19 protein-coding genes are annotated in these 17,141 nt (G+C 72.5%); 4 read left to right on the top strand and 15 right to left on the bottom strand.

Going from position 1 to position 17,141, the window contains the following annotated elements:
* The first annotated feature begins 3 nt into the window (after nucleotides 1-3).
* Both DAE25_RS17120 and DAE25_RS17115 read left to right on the top strand, forming a co-directional pair.
* A complete protein-coding gene (locus DAE25_RS17120) occupies nucleotides 4-555 on the top strand; it encodes a SigE family RNA polymerase sigma factor (protein ID WP_234411110.1) in 552 nt (183 codons plus the stop codon).
* Nucleotides 552-1,730 (top strand): hypothetical protein, encoded by a 1,179-nt coding sequence (locus DAE25_RS17115; RefSeq protein WP_107767344.1) that lies wholly within the window; start codon nucleotides 552-554, stop codon nucleotides 1,728-1,730. The genes DAE25_RS17120 and DAE25_RS17115 overlap by 4 nt, the downstream gene beginning before the upstream one ends.
* Nucleotides 1,731-1,755: 25 nt before the next feature.
* Here the strand turns inward: DAE25_RS17115 and dxs are convergent, their stop codons facing one another.
* Genes dxs through DAE25_RS24235 form a run of 3 tightly spaced genes read right to left on the bottom strand, consistent with a single transcriptional unit; the run spans nucleotide 1,756 to nucleotide 5,453 of the window.
* A complete protein-coding gene (gene dxs / locus DAE25_RS17110) occupies nucleotides 1,756-3,660 on the bottom strand; it encodes a 1-deoxy-D-xylulose-5-phosphate synthase (RefSeq protein WP_107767343.1) in 1,905 nt (634 codons plus the stop codon).
* A 15-nt stretch (nucleotides 3,661-3,675) separates the two neighbouring features.
* Nucleotides 3,676-4,608, bottom strand: coding sequence for an SMP-30/gluconolactonase/LRE family protein (locus tag DAE25_RS17105; RefSeq protein ID WP_107767342.1), 933 nt, complete (start codon nucleotides 4,606-4,608; stop codon nucleotides 3,676-3,678).
* Nucleotides 4,605-5,453, bottom strand: coding sequence for an NUDIX domain-containing protein (locus DAE25_RS24235; protein WP_107767341.1), 849 nt, complete (start codon nucleotides 5,451-5,453; stop codon nucleotides 4,605-4,607). The genes DAE25_RS17105 and DAE25_RS24235 overlap by 4 nt, the downstream gene beginning before the upstream one ends.
* Nucleotides 5,454-5,522: 69 nt before the next feature.
* Between DAE25_RS24235 and DAE25_RS17095 the strand changes: the two genes are divergently transcribed.
* Nucleotides 5,523-6,104 carry a hypothetical protein gene (locus DAE25_RS17095; RefSeq protein ID WP_159083811.1) on the top strand — a complete coding sequence of 194 codons (582 nt, stop codon included), beginning with the start codon at nucleotides 5,523-5,525 and terminating at the stop codon, nucleotides 6,102-6,104.
* Here DAE25_RS17095 and DAE25_RS17090 read toward each other — a convergent pair.
* The 8 genes from DAE25_RS17090 to DAE25_RS17055 form a co-directional block, all read right to left on the bottom strand.
* Nucleotides 6,072-6,443 carry a hypothetical protein gene (locus DAE25_RS17090; RefSeq protein ID WP_107767339.1) on the bottom strand — a complete coding sequence of 124 codons (372 nt, stop codon included), beginning with the start codon at nucleotides 6,441-6,443 and terminating at the stop codon, nucleotides 6,072-6,074. The two genes, DAE25_RS17095 and DAE25_RS17090, sit on opposite strands and share 33 nt — an antisense overlap.
* A 46-nt stretch (nucleotides 6,444-6,489) precedes the next feature.
* Nucleotides 6,490-7,479, bottom strand: a complete 990-nt coding sequence (locus tag DAE25_RS17085) for a formylglycine-generating enzyme family protein (RefSeq protein WP_234411109.1) — start codon at nucleotides 7,477-7,479, stop codon at nucleotides 6,490-6,492.
* A 105-nt stretch (nucleotides 7,480-7,584) separates the two neighbouring features.
* On the bottom strand, nucleotides 7,585-8,202 hold the full coding sequence (locus DAE25_RS17080) for a GNAT family N-acetyltransferase (protein ID WP_107767338.1): 618 nt from the start codon (nucleotides 8,200-8,202) through the stop codon (nucleotides 7,585-7,587).
* Entirely contained in the window at nucleotides 8,199-8,744 is a 546-nt protein-coding gene (locus DAE25_RS17075) for an SRPBCC family protein (protein WP_107767337.1), read from the bottom strand. Before DAE25_RS17075 ends, DAE25_RS17080 begins: the two co-directional genes overlap by 4 nt.
* Before the next feature lie 2 nt (nucleotides 8,745-8,746).
* Nucleotides 8,747-9,151: a YjbQ family protein gene (locus tag DAE25_RS17070; protein WP_107767336.1), complete on the bottom strand. Its 405-nt coding sequence runs from the start codon at nucleotides 9,149-9,151 to the stop codon at nucleotides 8,747-8,749.
* Nucleotides 9,141-9,443, bottom strand: coding sequence for a thiamine-binding protein (locus DAE25_RS17065; RefSeq protein WP_107767335.1), 303 nt, complete (start codon nucleotides 9,441-9,443; stop codon nucleotides 9,141-9,143). The genes DAE25_RS17070 and DAE25_RS17065 overlap by 11 nt, the downstream gene beginning before the upstream one ends.
* A gap of 42 nt (nucleotides 9,444-9,485) precedes the next feature.
* Complete coding sequence (locus DAE25_RS17060; protein ID WP_107767334.1) at nucleotides 9,486-9,971, bottom strand: SigE family RNA polymerase sigma factor; 486 nt, start codon at nucleotides 9,969-9,971, stop codon at nucleotides 9,486-9,488.
* Nucleotides 9,958-11,307: a hypothetical protein gene (locus DAE25_RS17055; RefSeq protein ID WP_107767333.1), complete on the bottom strand. Its 1,350-nt coding sequence runs from the start codon at nucleotides 11,305-11,307 to the stop codon at nucleotides 9,958-9,960. Before DAE25_RS17055 ends, DAE25_RS17060 begins: the two co-directional genes overlap by 14 nt.
* 199 nt (nucleotides 11,308-11,506) lie before the next feature.
* Between DAE25_RS17055 and DAE25_RS17050 the strand changes: the two genes are divergently transcribed.
* Complete coding sequence (locus tag DAE25_RS17050) at nucleotides 11,507-12,343, top strand: alpha/beta fold hydrolase (protein WP_107767332.1); 837 nt, start codon at nucleotides 11,507-11,509, stop codon at nucleotides 12,341-12,343.
* Nucleotides 12,344-12,385: 42 nt separating this feature from the next.
* Here DAE25_RS17050 and DAE25_RS17045 read toward each other — a convergent pair whose 3' ends face one another.
* From DAE25_RS17045 to acnA, 4 genes are read right to left on the bottom strand one after another with little or no spacing between them, the layout of a single operon-like run.
* On the bottom strand, nucleotides 12,386-12,994 hold the full coding sequence (locus tag DAE25_RS17045; RefSeq protein WP_107767331.1) for a DUF3105 domain-containing protein: 609 nt from the start codon (nucleotides 12,992-12,994) through the stop codon (nucleotides 12,386-12,388).
* Nucleotides 12,995-13,031: 37 nt separating this feature from the next.
* Nucleotides 13,032-13,796 (bottom strand): sulfite exporter TauE/SafE family protein, encoded by a 765-nt coding sequence (locus tag DAE25_RS17040; protein ID WP_159083810.1) that lies wholly within the window; start codon nucleotides 13,794-13,796, stop codon nucleotides 13,032-13,034.
* Nucleotides 13,793-14,383: a hypothetical protein gene (locus DAE25_RS23265; RefSeq protein WP_159083809.1), complete on the bottom strand. Its 591-nt coding sequence runs from the start codon at nucleotides 14,381-14,383 to the stop codon at nucleotides 13,793-13,795. The genes DAE25_RS17040 and DAE25_RS23265 overlap by 4 nt, the downstream gene beginning before the upstream one ends.
* Nucleotides 14,384-14,385: 2 nt before the next feature.
* Nucleotides 14,386-17,055, bottom strand: a complete 2,670-nt coding sequence (gene acnA, locus DAE25_RS17035; protein ID WP_107767437.1) for an aconitate hydratase AcnA — start codon at nucleotides 17,053-17,055, stop codon at nucleotides 14,386-14,388.
* Between the last annotated feature and the right edge of the window lie 86 nt (nucleotides 17,056-17,141).

Here is a 17,141-nt window from a genome sequence, read left to right as displayed (position 1 = left end):
CTGATGCCACGACGCGATCCGGCGGCCTTCGCCGAGTTCGTCGCCGCCCGGTCCGCCGCCCTGCACCGCTCGGCGTACCTCATGGTCGGTGAGCGCCAGCTCGCCCAGGACCTCCTCCAGGAGGCCCTCACCAAGACGTACGTCGCGTGGCCGACGCTGCGGGACCCGTCGAGGGCCGAGGCCTACACCCGCAAGGTGATCACCACGACCGCGATCTCGTGGTACCGCCGCAAGTCGTGGCAGGAGCGTCCGAGCGACGCGATCCCCGAGGTCTCCACGGAGGCCCGGGCCGACGCGATGGACGACGACGTCGCCCGGCGCGAGTGGGTGTGGACGGCGCTGCAGGCCCTGCCGCCGCGCCAGCGCGCGGCCATCGTGCTGCGCTACTACGAGGACCTCACCGAGGCCCAGACCGCCGCGGCGCTCGGCTGCGCCGTCGGCACCGTGAAGAGCCAGGTGCACGCCGGTCTGGCCTCCCTCCGCAAGACCCTCGACGCCCACGGCGGTGAGCACCTCGAGCTGCTCCCCCGCGACCTGATGGTGGTGACCCGATGACCGGACTCCTCACGGACGTCATGCACGACCGCGCCGACGCCCTCGACGCCCCCGACCTCGACGTGGCCGCGATGGTCCGCGACGGCGAGCACCGGGCGGGCCGACGCCGCGTCGTCGGCCTCGTCGGCCTCACGGCGGCCTCGCTCGTGATCGCCGCCGGCATCACCCTTCCTGCCCTGCTGTCCGGCGACGCCCGTGACGCCGACGTCTCGGCCCCCGTGGTGTCGTACGACCTCGCGTACGCCGTCGGCAGCACCATCCACGACGGGTCTCGCACCGTCGAGACCGATGTGCGGATCAGCGCCCTCGTGCAGGGGCCCAGCGGCTACGTCGTGGCCGACCCGCAGGGTCGCGTGCACACCGTGGTGGACGGCGAGTCGACGCAGGTCGGTCAGCTCGCCGAGACCGATCGTGGCCGGCTCGTGTCCGACGACGACGTCGTCGCCTGGGTCGACGCCGCCGGTGCGGGCACGCTGAGCGTCCTCGACCTCGCCACGGGCGATCGCGTCGATGTCCCGGTGGCCGAGCTCCCGGGTGAGCCCGTCTCCCGGAACGACGCGGGACGGATCGGCGGAGCCGGCGCCCACGTCGCGGCCGTGGACGGACGGACCGTCTACGTCACCGACGCCCGCGGCGTGATGGCCTGGGACGCCCTCGACGGCGAGGACCCCGCGCTCCTCGCTGCTCCCGACGGGGTCGAGGCGCAGGTGCTGGACGTCCGGGACGGCCAGGTCCTGCAGGTGGCGCGTGCGTTCGAGGCACGGGAGACCGACGGGTCGACGACCATGGTGCAGGTGGAGGAGCTCCGCGTCGGACCCGACCTGCAGGACACGCGCAGCCTGCCCGGGGTGGGCGGGCGGCTCTCGCCCGACGGTCGCCGCGCCGCTCTCTACGACCTGGTCTCGCGCCGCCGCGACCTCCCCTCCTACGACACGACCGTGGTCGGCGAGGTCTCCGGAGACAGCTGGACCTCCGTCGCCCCACGGGGCGTCGACAGCGTCTTGGCCTACCAGTGGCTGGACGCGGACACCTTCGCGGCACGGGCCGGTTCGTACACCGCCGACTCCGCACGGGAGGACCTGCTCTCGTGCGAGGCGAGCACGGGCGACTGCACCGTGGTGGTGCGCGGGGTCCCGGACGAGCTCGTCCCTGCCACGGGCTGGATGTCGCCCTAGCCGGCGGGAGCGAGCGCCCGCCGGCTCAGGCGGGGTGGTCCGCCTCCACGAGCGGCTGGCCGCTCTCGAGGGCCGTCACGTCCTCGACGATGCCGCGCGCGATGGTCTGGGCGTCGAGCCCGATGCGAGTCAGGATGACGTCGCGCTTGGCGTGGTCCAGGAACTCCTGCGGGATGCCGTGCAGCCGGAACGGCGTGGTCACGCCGGCGTCGTTGAGGGTCTGCAGCAGCACCGCACCACAACCCCCGATGCGGCCGTTGTCCTCGATGCTGACGACCAGCGCGTGCTGGCGCGCCAGCTCGACGATCGCGGGGTCGACGGGCTTGACCCAGCGCGGGTCGACCACGGTGACGCCGATCCCCTGCGCCGTGAGCCGCTCGGCCACGTCGACGGCGACCGTGCACATGGAGCCGACGGCGACGACGAGGACGTCCTGCTCGCCGTTGCGGACGAGCACGTCGGCACCGCCCGCCTTGGACAGGGTGTCGATGTCCTCGGGCGGCGGGCCCTTGGGGAAGCGCACCACGGTGGGCGCGTCGGAGACGTCGACGGCCTCGTCGAGCAGCTCGCGCAACCGGGTGACGTCGCGGGGCGCAGCCAGTCGCAGGCCGGGCACGACCTGGAGGATCGACATGTCCCACATGCCGTTGTGGCTGGCGCCGTCGTCGCCGGTGACGCCCGAGCGGTCGAGCACGAACGTGACACCGCACCGGTGCAGGGCGCAGTCCATCAGGACCTGGTCGAAGGCGCGGTTGAGGAAGGTCGCGTAGACGGCGAAGACCGGGTGCAGGCCGCCCATGGCCAGGCCGGCGGCCGACGTCGCGGCGTGCTGCTCCGCGATCCCGACGTCGAAGGTGCGCTCGGGGAACCTCGTGGCGAACGTGTCGAGGCCCACCGGGTGCATCATCGCGGCGGTGATGGCGACGACGTCCTTGCGCCGCTCGCCCACCTCGACCATGGCGTCGGAGAAGTGGTCGGTCCAGATGCGTCCCTTGGGCTTCTCGGCGCCCGTCTGGACGTCGAAGGGGCCAGGAGCGTGGAACTGGTCGGCCTCGTGCCGCTCGGCCGGGTCGTAGCCGTAGCCCTTGCGCGTGATGGCGTGCACGATGACCGGGCCACCGAAGCGCTTGGCCTTGGTGAGCGCGCCCTCCATGGCCGTCCGGTCGTGGCCGTCGATCGGACCGACGTACTTGAGGCCGAGGTCCTCGAAGAGGCCCTGCGGGGCCAGGGCGTCCTTCATGCCCTTCTTGACCGCGTGCAGCGCGTCGTACGCCGCGTGCCCGATGCCGGGGACGGCGTTGAGGCGGCGCTTGACGACCTCGAGGAGGCGTTCGTACTGGGGGTCGGTGCGCAGCGTGGTGAGCGCCGTCGCGAGGCCACCGATGGTGGGCGTGTAGGAGCGGCCGTTGTCGTTGACCACGATCACGAGCCGGCTCTGCGGGTTGATCGCGATGTTGTTGAGCGCCTCCCAGGCCATGCCGCCGGTGAGCGCGCCGTCGCCGATGACGGCCACGACGTGGCGCTCGAGGCCCTGGATGGCGTAGGCCTTGGCGAGGCCGTCGGCGTAGGACAGCGCGGTCGACGCGTGGGAGTTCTCCACGATGTCGTGCTCGGACTCGGCCTGGCTGGGGTAGCCGCTGACGCCACCCTCCTTGCGCAGTGTCCCGAACGCCTCGCGCCTGCCGGTGACGAGCTTGTGGACGTAGGACTGGTGCCCGGTGTCGAAGACGACGCGGTCGTGCGGGCTCTCGAAGACCCGGTGGATCGCCAGCGTGAGCTCCACGACGCCGAGGTTGGGACCGAGGTGGCCGCTGTTGGTGGCGACCGTCCGGATCATGAGGTCCCGGATCTCCGCAGCCAGCGCTTCCAGCTGGTCGTCGCTGAGCCCGCGGAGGTCCTGCGGGGACGTGATCGACTCGAGATGACCCATGGCGGGGAGTCTATTTCATGCCAGGTCGTAGACAGCCACTGCCGGCTCGTGGAGGCTCCCCATCCAGACCCGGCCCGCGTGCTCCCGGACCCCGGTGACCATGTGGTAGCCCGGGACGTGGAGGTCGATGTCGTGCACCAGCGTGCCGTCGTCGTCGTACGCCTGCACCCGGATCGTCTGCTGCGGGCTGGGCTGCAGGCGCTCGGGGATCCGGGTGACGAGCCTGCGCACCACGTGGGGGGCCTTCTGGAGCCGCTCGACGACCGGGTCCAGGGGGCTGGCGATGGTGACCCAGATGAGCCCGTCGCTGCCGCGCGCGATGTTGTCGGGATAGCCGGGCAGGTCGCCGACGAGCAGGTCCCGCTCCCCCGCCCGCGGGCCCCGGAGCCACTGGCGTACGACGGTGCGAGCGCCCGTCTCGGCCACGGCGACGAAGCCCTCGTCGGCCGCCAGGGCCACCCCGTTGGCGAAGGCGAGGCCGTCGAGGACGACGGTGACCGTGCCGTCGGGGTCGCGCCGCAGCAGCCGTCCGGTGCGGGTGTCCTGGACGAAGTCGTCCTTCCACTGCTCGATCCCGAAGCGGGTCGAGGAGTCGCTGAACCAGATCGTGCCGTCGCTCGCGATCGCGGCGTTGTTGCAGAAGCGCATCGCGGTCCCGTCGACCCGGGTGAGCAGCGTCTCGACGGGGGCGTCGGCCCCGTCCGCGCTGCCGGCGACGTGGACCACCAGCAGGCCCCGGTGGGCGTCGCAGACGAGGAGGTCGCCGTCGTCGAAGAGCTCGATCCCCAGCGGACGTCCGCCGGTGTGCGCGACCCGCTGGACCCGCCGGCCGTCGGGGCTGAGCCGGAAGATCGAGCCGTCCTCGGTGCCGGTGTAGACGTGGCCGTCGGGCGCCACGACCACGTCCTCGGCGCCGGGACCGGGCACGGGGTGGACGGTGAAGGTCATGGGGTCATGCTGGCGTACGTCGGCGAGTCGAGGAAGGCCGGGACGATGTCGGCCGCCGCGCTGGAGAGATCGAGGCCGCGAGCCTCGGCCGGGTCGACGAACACGATGCGCCGGCCCTCGTGGCACTCGATGTCGTCGTCGGTGAGGTCGGTCGCGGCGACGAAGACCTGCATCCGGTCGAAGGTGCCGTACGCCGCGCGGTGGTCGACGACGAACTCCCCCCACATCTCCAGGGTCCCCGGGGCCAGCCGGACCCCCGTCTCCTCCTCGAGCTCGCGGTAGGCACCGGGCTCGAAGTCCTCACCCGGGTCGAGGTGGCCGCCGGGGAGGCCCCACTTCTCCGGGTCGATGCGGGGATGCTCGTCCCGCTCCTGCAGCAGCAGTCGGCCCCGACGATCGACGAGGAGGACGCCGGCGAACAGGTGCTGGCCGGTGGCGTCGCGCCACTCCAGGACCCGGGGCAGCATGAGGGTGGCGGCGCGGACGAGCGGGAGCTCGTCGAGGCGCGCCGGGTCGACGAACACCATCTGGCGTCCCTCGCCGCAGACGACGTCCTCGTCGGAGACGTCGAGGCGCACCGCGAACGTCTCGAACTCGTCCTCGCCACCGCACGCCGGGTTGTGGAAGCGGGTCACGCCGAGGGAGGCCAGGTGGTGCGACTCGACCTCGAGGCCGGTCTCCTCGGCGAGCTCGCGGACGGCGGCCGCGCGGAAGTCCTCGCCGTCCTCGACCCCGCCACCGGGGAGGCACCAGCGGTCGGGGTCGTACGTCGCGTGCTCGTCGCGTTCCTGCATCAGGACCCGACCACGGTGGTCGACGACCGCGACGGAGGCGAAGGTGTGCATCCCGCGACCCTAGCCACGTGCCCGACCTGGGGCATGACAGGCGTGCGGTGCCCACGGCACCATGGGTCCATGGCTACCCGGGGGACGAGGGCGCTGCAGGTCGGTCGAGGGTCGGTGACGTTCACCGTGCTCGCGGCCGCGACCGCGATCGTCGCGGGCACGGCCGTGGCGCTGCTGGGTTTCGTCTTCCCCGACCTGGGCGCCGACGCGGCGTCGGAGTCCGATCCGCTGCCGTCGGGGATCGACCGGGTCGCGGACCTCCCGGTGGTCCCCACGGTGCTGGTGGTCGTGGGCCTGGTCCTGGCCGTCACCTCCGCCGCGATGGTGCTCGCCGAGTCGCACCCGCGGGCGGTGGTGCTGAGGTGCGTGCTCCTGGTGGCCGGTCCGATCGTCGTGCTCGTCGGCGCGCAGCTCGTGCCGCACGTCGTGACGCCCTGCTGGGCCGGTGAGGTGCCGAGCCTCTGCGAGCCCGACGGCAACGGCGGTCTCGACTTCCCCGACACGGTCCACCCGTTCGGTCACGCCCTGCTGGGCTGGCTGCCGCTGACGCTCCTGTACGTCTGGACCCTGCGGCGCTGGTGGCCTGAGGTGCTGCCCCGGTGGGTGCCGGGCCGGTCGTCAGAGCCGCGCGACGTACCGGCGGCCGCGTAGCGCGTCCTCGACGAGCCCGACCGCGCGTCGGGTGGCCTGGAGGCGCGCGTCGTCCAGCTGGAAGGTCTGGACTGCCGCGTCGACGACCTCCAGCATCGCCACGTCCTTGAGGTCGGCACGGATCTGGCTGAGCCCCCGACGACACGCCGCCTGCTGGGCCTCGACGTGCAGCACGGCGAACCGCGCCAGCACCACGACGTGGCGGCGCAGCCCGGGGTAGCGGCGGTACTCCGCGGGGCACAGGTCCAGGAGCCAGCTCGCCGCGGTGACCTCCCAGTCGGGGGCGTCTGGTGGGCGGACCTCTCGCGGCCAGCCGGGGGGTGCGACGGAGGAGACCATGCCCCATCGTCTCTCGAACACCTGTTCGAAAGCAATCGGAGCGCGGTCAGAGGTCCGCCGCCACCCGGAAGCCGGCGTGCCCGGTGCTGCTCGCGGGGTCGCTCCCGCTGCGTGCCGCCACGCGGTACCGCTCGCAGTACGACGCGTGGCACAGGAACGAGCCGCCGCGCATGACCCGGTGCGTCCCTATCTCCGGGCCCACCGGCGCGCTCCGGGGCGAGCGCCGGTAGTAGCCCGGGTCGTGCCAGTCGGCGCACCACTCCCAGACGTTGCCCGTCATGTTGTGGAGGCCGTAGCCGTTGGGCGGGTACGCCGTGACCGGGGCGGTGCCGTCGTAGCCGTCCGCCGCGGTGTCGTGCCCCGGGAACTGTCCCTGGAACACGTTCATCCGGTGCGTGCCGCCGGGCTCGAGGTCGTCGCCCCACGGGAAGGTGGCGCCCTCGAGCCCGCCGCGGGCGGCGTACTCCCACTCGGCCTCGGTCGGGAGCCGGGTGCCGCTCCACGCGCAGTAGGCCGTCGCGTCCGTCCAGGACACGTGCACGACCGGGTGGCCGGCTCGGTCGTCGACCGTGGAGTGCGGTCCCTCGGGGTGTCGCCAGTCGGCGCCGAAGACCTGGCGCCACCACGGCGCGGCGGCCACCCCGGCCGTGTCGGGGAAGTCGTCCGGGAGGTGGCCCGCGAAGACGAAGGACCAGCCGTACCTCTCCGCGTCGGTGCGGTGCCCGGTGGCGTCCACGAACGCTGCGAAGCGCTCGTTGTCGACGGCGACGGAGTCGATCCGAAACGAGGGGACCTCCACCTCGTGGACCGGCCCCTCGCCGTCCGCCGGGTCGGCGCCGGCGTGCTCGCTCCCCATGGCGAAGGGCCCGCCGGGCACCACGACGAGGGTGTCGGGCTCCGGAGGGTGGTCGTCCCGGGAGACCGCCGGACCTCGTCCGGCGTCCGCCCCCGTCCCCGTCCCCGGTTGCCGCGAGGGAGCACAACAGCCGTGGCCGTCCATCCCACTCCCGTCCGGGTGGGTCTGCGGGTCCGGCATGGGGATTCCTTCGGCCAGCGGCGAGGGGTTTCGCCGGTCCCGACGCTAGGAGCACCCACCGGAGCAGGCCTCACCCCTCCCGGGTGAGGTGTCTGCCGCATCGGCTCACACGGGCGGTGGGTGCTGTCGCGCGAACAGCTCCTCCAGGAACGCGAGGTCGGGGTCGCGCAGGCCCACGGAGTCGTGGCGCCACCACACCTCCGGGCAGACCACCCGTCCACTCATCCAGTCCTCCGACCCCGGGTGCAGCACCACCTGGAAGGCCGCGTCGGGAGTACGTCGCGAGGGCGCCTCGAACCCGTGGGTGCTGGCTCTCGAGAAGCCGCGACGACCGTAGAAGGCCGGGCTCCCCTCGAGGAAGAGCGCCGGACCACCCAGCGCCTCGGAGGCGCTCACGGCCGCGCGCACGAGCGTCGCACCGATGCCCTGCTGCTGCACGTCGGGCGCCACGCTCAGCGGGCTGAGCATCGCGGCCTCCACCAGGGCCGGACGGGCGTCGATCCAGCACCGGCTGATGCCCACGTGCCCCACGACGCGGCCGTCCGCGACGGCGACCAGCTCGACGAGCACGTGCCCACTCGCGCGGACGTCCGGCCACAACGAGCCGACCTTCTCGCCCTCCGCCGGGTCCTCGGCCCCGAAGGCGTTCCGGATCACCCGGTCGATGCCGGCGTGGTCGTCCTCGGTGGCGGCACGTACGACGATCCGCTCCGCCTCGCTCATCGGCCCAGGCTGTCCGGGCGCTCGAGACGCTCCCGCAGCCCCGCGGCGAGCCCGGCGACGGTCAGGGCGTCGACCAACCCGCCGCCGACCTCGGCGAGCCGCTGACGGCGTACCGGCCCGAGCCGCAACCGCAGGTGGGCGCGGGTGCCCGCGGACTCCGGTGACAGGTGCAGGCACCACGTGAGGTCCGTGCGCCCGCGGCGGGAGGTGTAGAGGAGCAGCCGCGGCGCCTCGATCGCAGCGACGGTGAAGGTCGCGTCCGCTCCTCCCCAGTCGGGGATCACGTCGCCCACCCGGTGCTCGAGCAACGCCGGGTCCACATGGCGCAGCGCGCGGCGTGAGCGGGGCAGACAGCGCTCGACCGAGCCCGGGAGGTACCACCCGGCGCGCCGCTTGCCGAGCTGCACCAGCCACGGCCACACCGCTTCCGGCGCAGCGGCGAGGGAGAAGCCGCGGTCCATGACCACGTCGGCCGCGACCAGCTCGTCGCCGGGCAGGGACGCGGCCCGCTCCGCGGGCGCGGCCCGGCACAGGTCCACCATGATCAGCCCGCGAGGAAGGAGAACCGCACGTCGCGCTGCCCGTTGTCGACGTTGAGGTCCACGAGGCAGATGCTCTGCCAGGTGCCGAGCGCGAGGTGGCCGTCGAGGACGGGCACGGAGCAGTAGGGCGGCACGAGGGCCGGCATGACGTGCGAGCGGCCGTGCCCGGGCGACCCGTGCCGGTGCCGCCACCGGTCGTCGGCGGGCAGCAGGTCGCCGAGGGCGGCGAGCAGGTCGTCGTCGGACCCGGCACCCGTCTCGAGGATGGCCAGCCCGGCGGTGGCGTGCGGGACGAAGACGTGCAGCAGCCCGTCGCCGCGCCCGTCCACGAAGGACGCCGCGTCACGGGTCAGGTCGAGGACGACCTCCTGGCCGCCGGTGCGGTAGGACCGGACCTCACTCTCCACGGAGGGTCTCCTCGATGCGCTCGACCTTGGCGGTGAGCTGCCCGTCGTACCCGGGACGGATGTCGGCCTTGAGCACCAGGCCCACACGTGGGGAGACCTCGGCGACGACGTCGACGGCCCGCTTGACCACGGCCATCACCTCGTCCCACTCCCCCTCGATGTTGGTGAACATCGCGTTGGTCTCGTGCGGCAGGCCCGACTCGCGCACCACGCGGACGGCGGCCGCGACGGCCTCGGTGACCGACCCGGTCGGGTCGCTGGACGTCGGGGAGATCGAGAAGGCAACGAGCATGGGCCCACCGTACGACGCGCGCAGCGGTCGCGACGTCGGCCGTCAGGTCCTGTCGGCGGGCTCGCGCACCAGTCCCGCGCGCAGCCGGGCGACGGCGTCGCGGGCGTGCGACTTGACCGTGCCCACGGAGATGCCGAGGAGGTCCGCAGTCTCCGCCTCGGTGCGGTCCTCGTAGTAGCGGAGCACCACCACGGCGCGCTGCCGCGGCGCCAGCTCCGCCAGGGCGGCGCGCACCCAGAGCAGTTCGTCGTGGTCGGGCGACTCGGCGAGGACCTCGGGCAGTGCGTCGGAGGTGACCTCGCGCCACCGCCGGCGTCGCCACCGCGAGATGTTCTCCCGGACGAGGACGCGACGGACGTAGGGCTCGGGGTCGTCCGCGATGCGTCGCCAGTGCGGCACGACCTTGACCAGGGCGGTCTGCACGAGGTCCTCGGCGTCCTGGGCGTGCCCGGTCAGCAGGAAGGCGGTACGCAGCAGTGCGGCCTGGCGGGCCACGACGAAGGCGTCGAAGGAGTCAGGGGCGGTCACGGCGTCGCCTCACCGCCAGACCCGCCCGGACGAGCAGCAGGACGGCTCCGGCCAGGGCGAGGCCGACGAGTCGATGGTCCGGCGCGAAGGGCGGGTCCGGCGCCTCCACCACGTCGGCGGACCAGACCCGGGACGCGAAGCTGTCGGGCACGTTGCCGTCGAACTCCGCGAGGGTCTCGACGAGGTCCCCCGAGCCGATGTCCACGACCTGCGCGATCACACGCTGCGTGCCGTCGGACGTGGCGATCTCGTCGACCACCACCTCGGTCGGGCCACGCCAGCCCAGCACGGACCGGGCCAGCGCGCCCCCCACCGGGGAAGTCCGCACCGCGCCGGTGTCGGCGTCCACCTCCCCCGCCAGGACCGGGTGCGGGGCGTCGTCGTACACGGACGGATCCTCGTGCAGGACCCCCGCGAGCAGGCCCGACGGGCTGAGAGCAGGCGTCGTGCTGTCCTGGAACAGAAGGTCCTGGTCGAGCCAGATCCTGCCGACGACCTCGTCCGCCACGAGCAGGCGCAGCGACCCGTCCCGCCCGGGCACCAGCGCCCCACCTGGCGCGCTGCCGCTCGCGTGCATCGAGACCCCCACGCCCTCCCGGGTCCGGCGCTCGTCCGACGTCGGGTCCCAGGTGCGCACCACCAGGCGTGCCGAGCTCATGCCGCCCCGCTCATCCTCCGTGCCACCCGTCGCGAAGTCGCCGCCCACCCACCAGAGCACGTCCCCTGCCCAGACCAGGCCGGAGGTCATCAGTCCGTACGGGCTCTCGGCGTCCCACCGCTGCACGTCCCCCGTGACCAGGTCGAGCACGGCCACGCCCACCGCGGGGTCGAGGTCACCCTGGACGATCGGTTCGTCGATGGTCGCCCCGGTGTACCAGTAGGCAAGCAGCCGACCGTCCTCCGACAGCGTCGGTTCGGCCTCCGAGTCGACGACCGCATCGGGCAGGTCGAGGAAGCGGGACTCCCCCGTCGTTCCGGAGACCGCCCACCAGGCGTTGCGAGGGTTGAGGAGACCCCCCCGGACGCCGCTGCCGACCGCGACCAGCGGCCCGGGCGGCCCGTCGAAGGCGGGCTCCCACTCGCCCGGCTGGCGGAACACGTCGGGGAGCCGCAGCTCCGTGGCGGCGGTCGAGGCCACGTCGACGCCGTCGGGCGCGAGCACCGGTCCGGCGGCGACCCCGCCGAGGCCGGCCAGCACGACGAGCGCCCCGGCGCCCGCGAGCCAGTGGCGCACCTGTCGCCGCCTGCCGCGTCGCCAGAGGTCCGCGGGCGCGCCCAGCTGCCTCGGCGCCTCCTGCGAGAGTCGCTCGAGCGGTTCCTTCACGTGCACGGTCATGTGGGAGCTCCTGGTCCGGGAAAGCCTCACACGTCCACACGCGACGACCGGCGCATCCGGAGGGGTGCGCCGCCGACATTTCTCGCGGAGCCCGGGCGACGCAGGCACCTGTACGGGTGGAACACCCGTGCACCGGGCGTGCCTACGTTGGCCGCACGGGCGTCCCCACCCGGGACGCCGCGAACGAAGGGACATCACCATGGCTGAGGTCACCGCCAACTCCGGACTGCTGAGCAAGACCAAGGTGCACGTGGACGACACCGGCGGCAGCGGCCGCCCTGTCGTCCTGATCCACGGTTGGCCGCTGTCGGCCGAGTCGTGGAGCGAGCAGACCGGCGCCCTGCGCGACGCCGGCTACCGCGTCGTCGCCTATGACCGCCGCGGCTTCGGTCGCAGCGACAAGCCCTCCGGCGGCTACGACTACGACACCCTCGCCGACGACCTCGACGGCGTGCTCTCCGAGCTCGAGCTGACCGACGTGACGCTGGTCGGCTTCTCGATGGGTGGCGGCGAGGTCGCGCGGTACGTCGCGAAGCACGGCCAGGACCGGCTGCACTCGGTGGTGTTCGCCGCCGCCGTCCCGCCGTACCTCCTCAAGACCGACGACAACCCCGACGGCCCGCTCACCGAGGAGGCCGCCGGCGAGATGGAGCAGGGGCTCAAGGACGACCGGACGACGTTCTTCGACGGCTTCACGAAGGACTTCTTCTCCGTCGACGGCGAGCTCAAGGTCACCGAGGAGCAGCGCCAGGACGCCATCAGGCTCAGCCACCAGAGCGACGAGAAGGCCGCGCTCGGCTGCATGGAGGCGTTCGGCACGACGGACTTCCGCGACGACCTGACCGAGGTCACCGTGCCCACCCTCGTCATCCACGGTGACGGCGACGCGACGGTGCCCTTCGAGGGCTCGGGCCAGCGGACGCATGCGGCCGTCCCCGGCTCCGAGCTGGTGGTGGTCGAGGGCGCGCCGCACGGCTTCAACGTCAGCCACGCGGCCGAGTTCAACCGGGCGCTCATCGACTTCCTCGCCCGCTGACGCACGACGTACGACGCGGGCACCGGCCGTGCGGTGCGGGTGTCAGGCCCCGACGCCTGGCTCCGGCACCGCGCCGGTCGGGTCCGGCGTGCCGCCGTTGCAGGTCACGCCGAACTCCGGCGCGGTGTGCCCGTCGCCGTACTCCTCGAGGAACAGGCCGAGCCGCTCGTCGCGGACCCCGTCCAGGGCCAGCTGTGCGCCCCAGACCGTGACGACCACGGGGGACGGCAGGTCCTCGCGCGGGGACATGATCCCGTTGTCGGGCAGCTGCTCGGCGAGCTCCTCCAGGTCGCGCTCGGAGAGCTCGGGGTCGTGGGTGATCCAGACCGTCCCGTGCTCGAGGTCGTGCACGGCGTTCTCGTCCCGCACGGGCACGTCGTAGACACCGCAGTCCAGCCAGATCGGGGCGTGCGGACCGCCGGCCGGCGGCGTCTGCGGGTAGTCGACGTCTCCGTCGGTGTGGCGCGTGTCGTCGATCTCCCACGTCTGCACGGCCGACAGGTCCAGCGGCTCCCGCTCGTAGCCGGCGACCCGCGCCACGAGCGGAGCGGCGAGCGCCCCGCCGATCACGACCACGGCCACCACGGAGGACAGGACCAGCAGGACCGGGGATCGTCGCTCGGGCCGGTCGTCGGTCTCGGTCTCGCTCACCGCGTCAGGCTACGGGGACGGTCGAAGCGGCCCACCCTCACCCGACGAGCGAGCGCACCAGCAGCACGACGGCCGACAGTGCGCAGAGTGCGAGCACGCCGCGCCGGAAGCGCTCGCGGGGCAACCGGTGGTTGGCCAGGCTGCCCAGCGGGAACGCGACCGCGAGCAACGGGAGGTAGGCCACCGCCAGGGCGATCGACGAGCGGGGCAGCTCCCCCACGACGGCGAACCACACCACGCTCATCACCGAGCCGACGACGAAGAACAGCGACAGCGTGCCGCGCACCTCACGTGGCGGTCGGTGGGCCATCACGATCGCCATCGGGGGTCCGCCCACGGCCACGGCCGTCCCGGCCGTGCCGGCCACGAACCCGGCCCCGACCAGCGTCGCCGGAGTCTGCCGCACCTCCACGGTGTGGAGCGCCAGGGCGACCGCGACGAGCACCATCACCGCGACGGCCACCCCGAGCCAGCGACCGGCGATGGCGGTGACGAGCCAGACGCCGAGCAGCGTGCCCGGCACCCGGGCGGGCAGCGCCCAGGCCACGACCCGCCAGTCGACGTGGTGCCGCTCGACCACCAGGACGGCGGTCGAGACCGGCACGGCGAGGAGCAGCAGCAGGGTGGGCACCAGCTGGGGCTCCATCAGGGCGATCAACGGCGCCCCGAGGAGGCCGAGCCCCAGCCCGATCGTGGCCTGCACGAAGGCCCCGACCAGCACGATCAGTCCGATGACGGCGATCGTCCAGACCGGTACGCCGACCCAGGTGGCACCGAGGGCGTCGCCCAGGGCCGGGCTCACCCGGCGCGCGTCAGGGCGTGCCGCACGAGGTCGGCGCGGGCGGCCAGCTCGTCCGCCGGGGTGGGCGGGAGCATGTCGGCCCAGGCGGCCAGGTTGGAGCCACGGAGCTGGAGCACACCCTCGGGGCGTGCCAGCAGGGTGACGGAGAGGTGGCCGGTGCCGTTCTCCCACTTGTTGACGTGGACGTTGCCCACGCCGTCGAGCGCCTTCATGGCGGCGTACGTGCGACCGACGAGCCGCCCGAGCTCGACGTGCCCGTCGTCGTCGAGGTCGTCGAGCATCTCGTGGGACAGCGACACGATGTTGGCGACGAAGACGAGGTTGCAGCCGCCGGGGCGGATCACGCCGAGGCGGTCACCGCGGTGCAGCACGAGGTCGTCGCGTCCGAGCGCGGAGCAGCTCTTGCAGTCCTCCGGGGCCTTGCGGCGGTCCGGCTCCGGGACGACGTACTCCTCGAGCGGGCGCACCCGCAGGCCCTCGCGCTCGAACGGGAAGACCTCCCAGGACGCCATGGAGCCCGGGGACAGGCGACCGCCATCACTGGCGGCCGCCCGTACCCGGGCCATGAAGTCCGACGACTCGGGCAAGGTCAGCCCTTGAGCAGGTTGCGCAGGACGTACTGCATGATCCCGCCGTTGCGGTAGTAGTTGGCCTCGCCCGGGGTGTCGATGCGGACGGTGGCGTCGAACTCGACGTCGCCGGCCGTGACCTTCACCGTCTTGGGCGTGCTGCCGTCGTTGAGCGCGGTGATCCCGGAGATCGAGAACGTCTCCTCGCCCGTCAGCCCGAGCGACTCGGCGCTCTGGCCCTCGGGGTACTGCAGCGGGATGACGCCCATGCCGATGAGGTTGGAGCGGTGGATCCGCTCGTAGGACTCCGCGATGACCGCCTTGACGCCGAGCAGCGAGGTGCCCTTGGCCGCCCAGTCGCGCGACGAGCCGGAGCCGTACTCCTTGCCCGCCAGGACGACCAGCGGGGTGCCCGCGGCGATGTAGTTCTCGGACGCCTCGAAGACGCTCGTCACCTCGCCGCCGGCGGTGAAGTCGCGCGTCACGCCGCCCTCGGTGCCGGGGGCCAGCTGGTTGCGCAGCCGGATGTTGGCGAAGGTGCCGCGGATCATGACCTCGTGGTTGCCACGGCGCGAGCCGTAGGAGTTGAAGTCACGCTGGCCGACGCCGTGCTCGGCGAGGTAGCGACCGGCCGGGCTGTCCTTCTTTATCGCGCCCGCGGGGCTGATGTGGTCGGTCGTGACGGAGTCACCCAGCTTGAGCAGGACGCGGGCGCCGTCGATGTCCTCGACCGGCGTGGGCTCGTCGGGCATGCCGTCGAAGTACGGCGCACGGCGGACGTACGTCGAGTTCTCGTCCCACGCGAAGGTGTTGCCCTCGGGCGTGGGCAGCGACTGCCAGCGCTCGTCGCCGGCGAAGACGTCCTTGTAGGACTCGCCGAACATCTCCGAGTTGATGGCCTGCGCGATGGTCTCCTCGACCTCGGCCGGGCTCGGCCAGATGTCCTTGAGGTACACGTCGTTGCCGTCCTGGTCCTGGCCCAGCGGGTCGTCGTACAGGTTGACGTCCATGGAGCCGGCCAGCGCGTAGGCGACGACCAGCGGCGGGGACGCGAGGTAGTTCATCTTGATGTCCGGGTTGATCCGGCCCTCGAAGTTGCGGTTGCCCGACAGCACGCTGGTGACGGCGAGGTCGGCCTCGTTGACCGCGGCGGAGACCTCGGGGATGAGCGGGCCCGAGTTGCCGATGCAGGTCGTGCAGCCGTAGCCGACGAGGTTGAAGCCGAGCTTGTCGAGGTAGGGCGTGAGGCCGGACCGGTCGTAGTAGTCGCTGACGACCTTGGAGCCGGGCGCGAGCGTGGTCTTGACCCACGGCTTGCGGGACAGGCCCTTGTCGACGGCGTTCTTGGCGAGCAGGGCCGCGCCGATCATCACGCTCGGGTTGGACGTGTTGGTGCACGAGGTGATCGCGGCGATCGTGACGGCGCCGTGGCCGATCTCGAACTCCTGGCCGTCGAGGTTGACGGTGGCCGTCGCGCCCGGGTCGTCGGTGTAGTCGGCGAGGGCGGTGCGGAAGCCCTCCTTGGCCTTGGTGACCTCGACGCGGTCCTGGGGACGCTTCGGGCCGGCCAGCGACGGGACGACGGTGGAGACGTCGAGCTCGAGGCGCTCGCTGTAGCGGGGCTCGGCGTCCGGGTCGTGCCAGAGGCCCTGCTCCTTGGCGTAGGTCTCGACGAGCGCGAGCTGCTCCTCGGAGCGGCCGGTCAGGCGCAGGTAGTCGACCGTCTGCTGGTCGATCGGGAAGACCGCGATGGTCGAGCCGAACTCCGGGCTCATGTTGCCGATCGTGGCGCGGTTGGCCAGCGGGAGCGCGGAGACGCCGGGGCCGTAGAACTCGACGAACTTGCCGACGACGCCGTGCTTGCGCAGCATCTCGGTGATCGTGAGGACGAGGTCGGTCGCGGTCGCGCCCTCGGGCAGGTCGCCGTTGAGCTTGAAGCCCACGACCCGCGGGATGAGCATGCTGACCGGCTGGCCGAGCATCGCGGCCTCGGCCTCGATGCCGCCCACGCCCCAGCCGACGACGCCGATGCCGTTGACCATGGTGGTGTGGGAGTCCGTGCCGACGCAGGTGTCGGGGTAGGCCTGCAGCTCACCGTCGACCTCGCGGGTGAAGACGGTGCGGGCGAGGTGCTCGATGTTGACCTGGTGCACGATGCCGGTGCCGGGCGGGACGACCTTGAAGTCGTCGAAGGCGCCCTGGCCCCAGCGCAGGAACTGGTAGCGCTCGCGGTTGCGCTCGTACTCGATCTCGACGTTGCGCTCGAACGACTCCGGGGTGCCGAAGACGTCGGCGATCACGGAGTGGTCGATGACCATCTCGGCAGGCGCGAGCGGGTTGATCTTGGTCGCGTCGCCACCGAGCTCGGCCATCGCCTCACGCATGGTGGCGAGGTCGACGACGCACGGGACGCCGGTGAAGTCCTGCATGATCACGCGCGCCGGCGTGAACTGGATCTCCTTGCTGGGGTCCGCGTCCGCGTCCCAACCGGCGATCGCCTTGATGTCGTCGGCGGTGATGTCCGCACCGTCCTCCGTGCGGAGGAGGTTCTCGAGCAGCACCTTGAGCGAGAAGGGCAGGCTCTCGACGTCGAGACCCTCACCCACCACCTTGTCGAGGCGGAAGATCTCGTAGGACTTACCGTCCACGTCCAGGGTGCTCTTGGCGCCGAAGCTGTCCTGACTGGCCATCAGCCACATCTCCTGTTGAGTCGTCGGGTCTGCACCCATCTTGCCCACGGACGTCGAGCCTGCGGAAGCAAGGCACACCTAACTTC

It is taken from the genome of Nocardioides terrigena, from assembly GCF_003047265.1.
Lineage (GTDB): Bacteria > Actinomycetota > Actinomycetes > Propionibacteriales > Nocardioidaceae > Nocardioides > Nocardioides terrigena.
Note: the sequence above shows the minus strand (reverse complement) of the source record. Positions and strands in the feature narration are given on the sequence as shown.

Bases quoted from the DNA above. Each gene is read 5' to 3' on its own strand.
- acnA (WP_107767437.1), bottom strand. From the start codon at position 17,055: ATGGCCAGTCAGGACAGCTTCGGCGCCAAGAGCACCCTGGACGTGGAC.
- DAE25_RS17050 (WP_107767332.1), top strand. From the start codon at position 11,507: ATGGCTGAGGTCACCGCCAACTCCGGACTGCTGAGCAAGACCAAGGTG.
- DAE25_RS17065 (WP_107767335.1), bottom strand. From the start codon at position 9,443: ATGCTCGTTGCCTTCTCGATCTCCCCGACGTCCAGCGACCCGACCGGG.
- dxs (WP_107767343.1), bottom strand. From the start codon at position 3,660: ATGGGTCATCTCGAGTCGATCACGTCCCCGCAGGACCTCCGCGGGCTC.
- DAE25_RS17115 (WP_107767344.1), top strand. From the start codon at position 552: ATGACCGGACTCCTCACGGACGTCATGCACGACCGCGCCGACGCCCTC.
- DAE25_RS17080 (WP_107767338.1), bottom strand. From the start codon at position 8,202: ATGAGCGAGGCGGAGCGGATCGTCGTACGTGCCGCCACCGAGGACGAC.
- DAE25_RS17090 (WP_107767339.1), bottom strand. From the start codon at position 6,443: ATGGTCTCCTCCGTCGCACCCCCCGGCTGGCCGCGAGAGGTCCGCCCA.
- DAE25_RS17075 (WP_107767337.1), bottom strand. From the start codon at position 8,744: ATGGTGGACCTGTGCCGGGCCGCGCCCGCGGAGCGGGCCGCGTCCCTG.
- DAE25_RS17105 (WP_107767342.1), bottom strand. From the start codon at position 4,608: ATGACCTTCACCGTCCACCCCGTGCCCGGTCCCGGCGCCGAGGACGTG.
- DAE25_RS17095 (WP_159083811.1), top strand. From the start codon at position 5,523: ATGGCTACCCGGGGGACGAGGGCGCTGCAGGTCGGTCGAGGGTCGGTG.
- DAE25_RS24235 (WP_107767341.1), bottom strand. From the start codon at position 5,453: ATGCACACCTTCGCCTCCGTCGCGGTCGTCGACCACCGTGGTCGGGTC.
- DAE25_RS17120 (WP_234411110.1), top strand. From the start codon at position 4: ATGCCACGACGCGATCCGGCGGCCTTCGCCGAGTTCGTCGCCGCCCGG.
- DAE25_RS17085 (WP_234411109.1), bottom strand. From the start codon at position 7,479: ATGCCGGACCCGCAGACCCACCCGGACGGGAGTGGGATGGACGGCCAC.
- DAE25_RS17055 (WP_107767333.1), bottom strand. From the start codon at position 11,307: ATGACCGTGCACGTGAAGGAACCGCTCGAGCGACTCTCGCAGGAGGCG.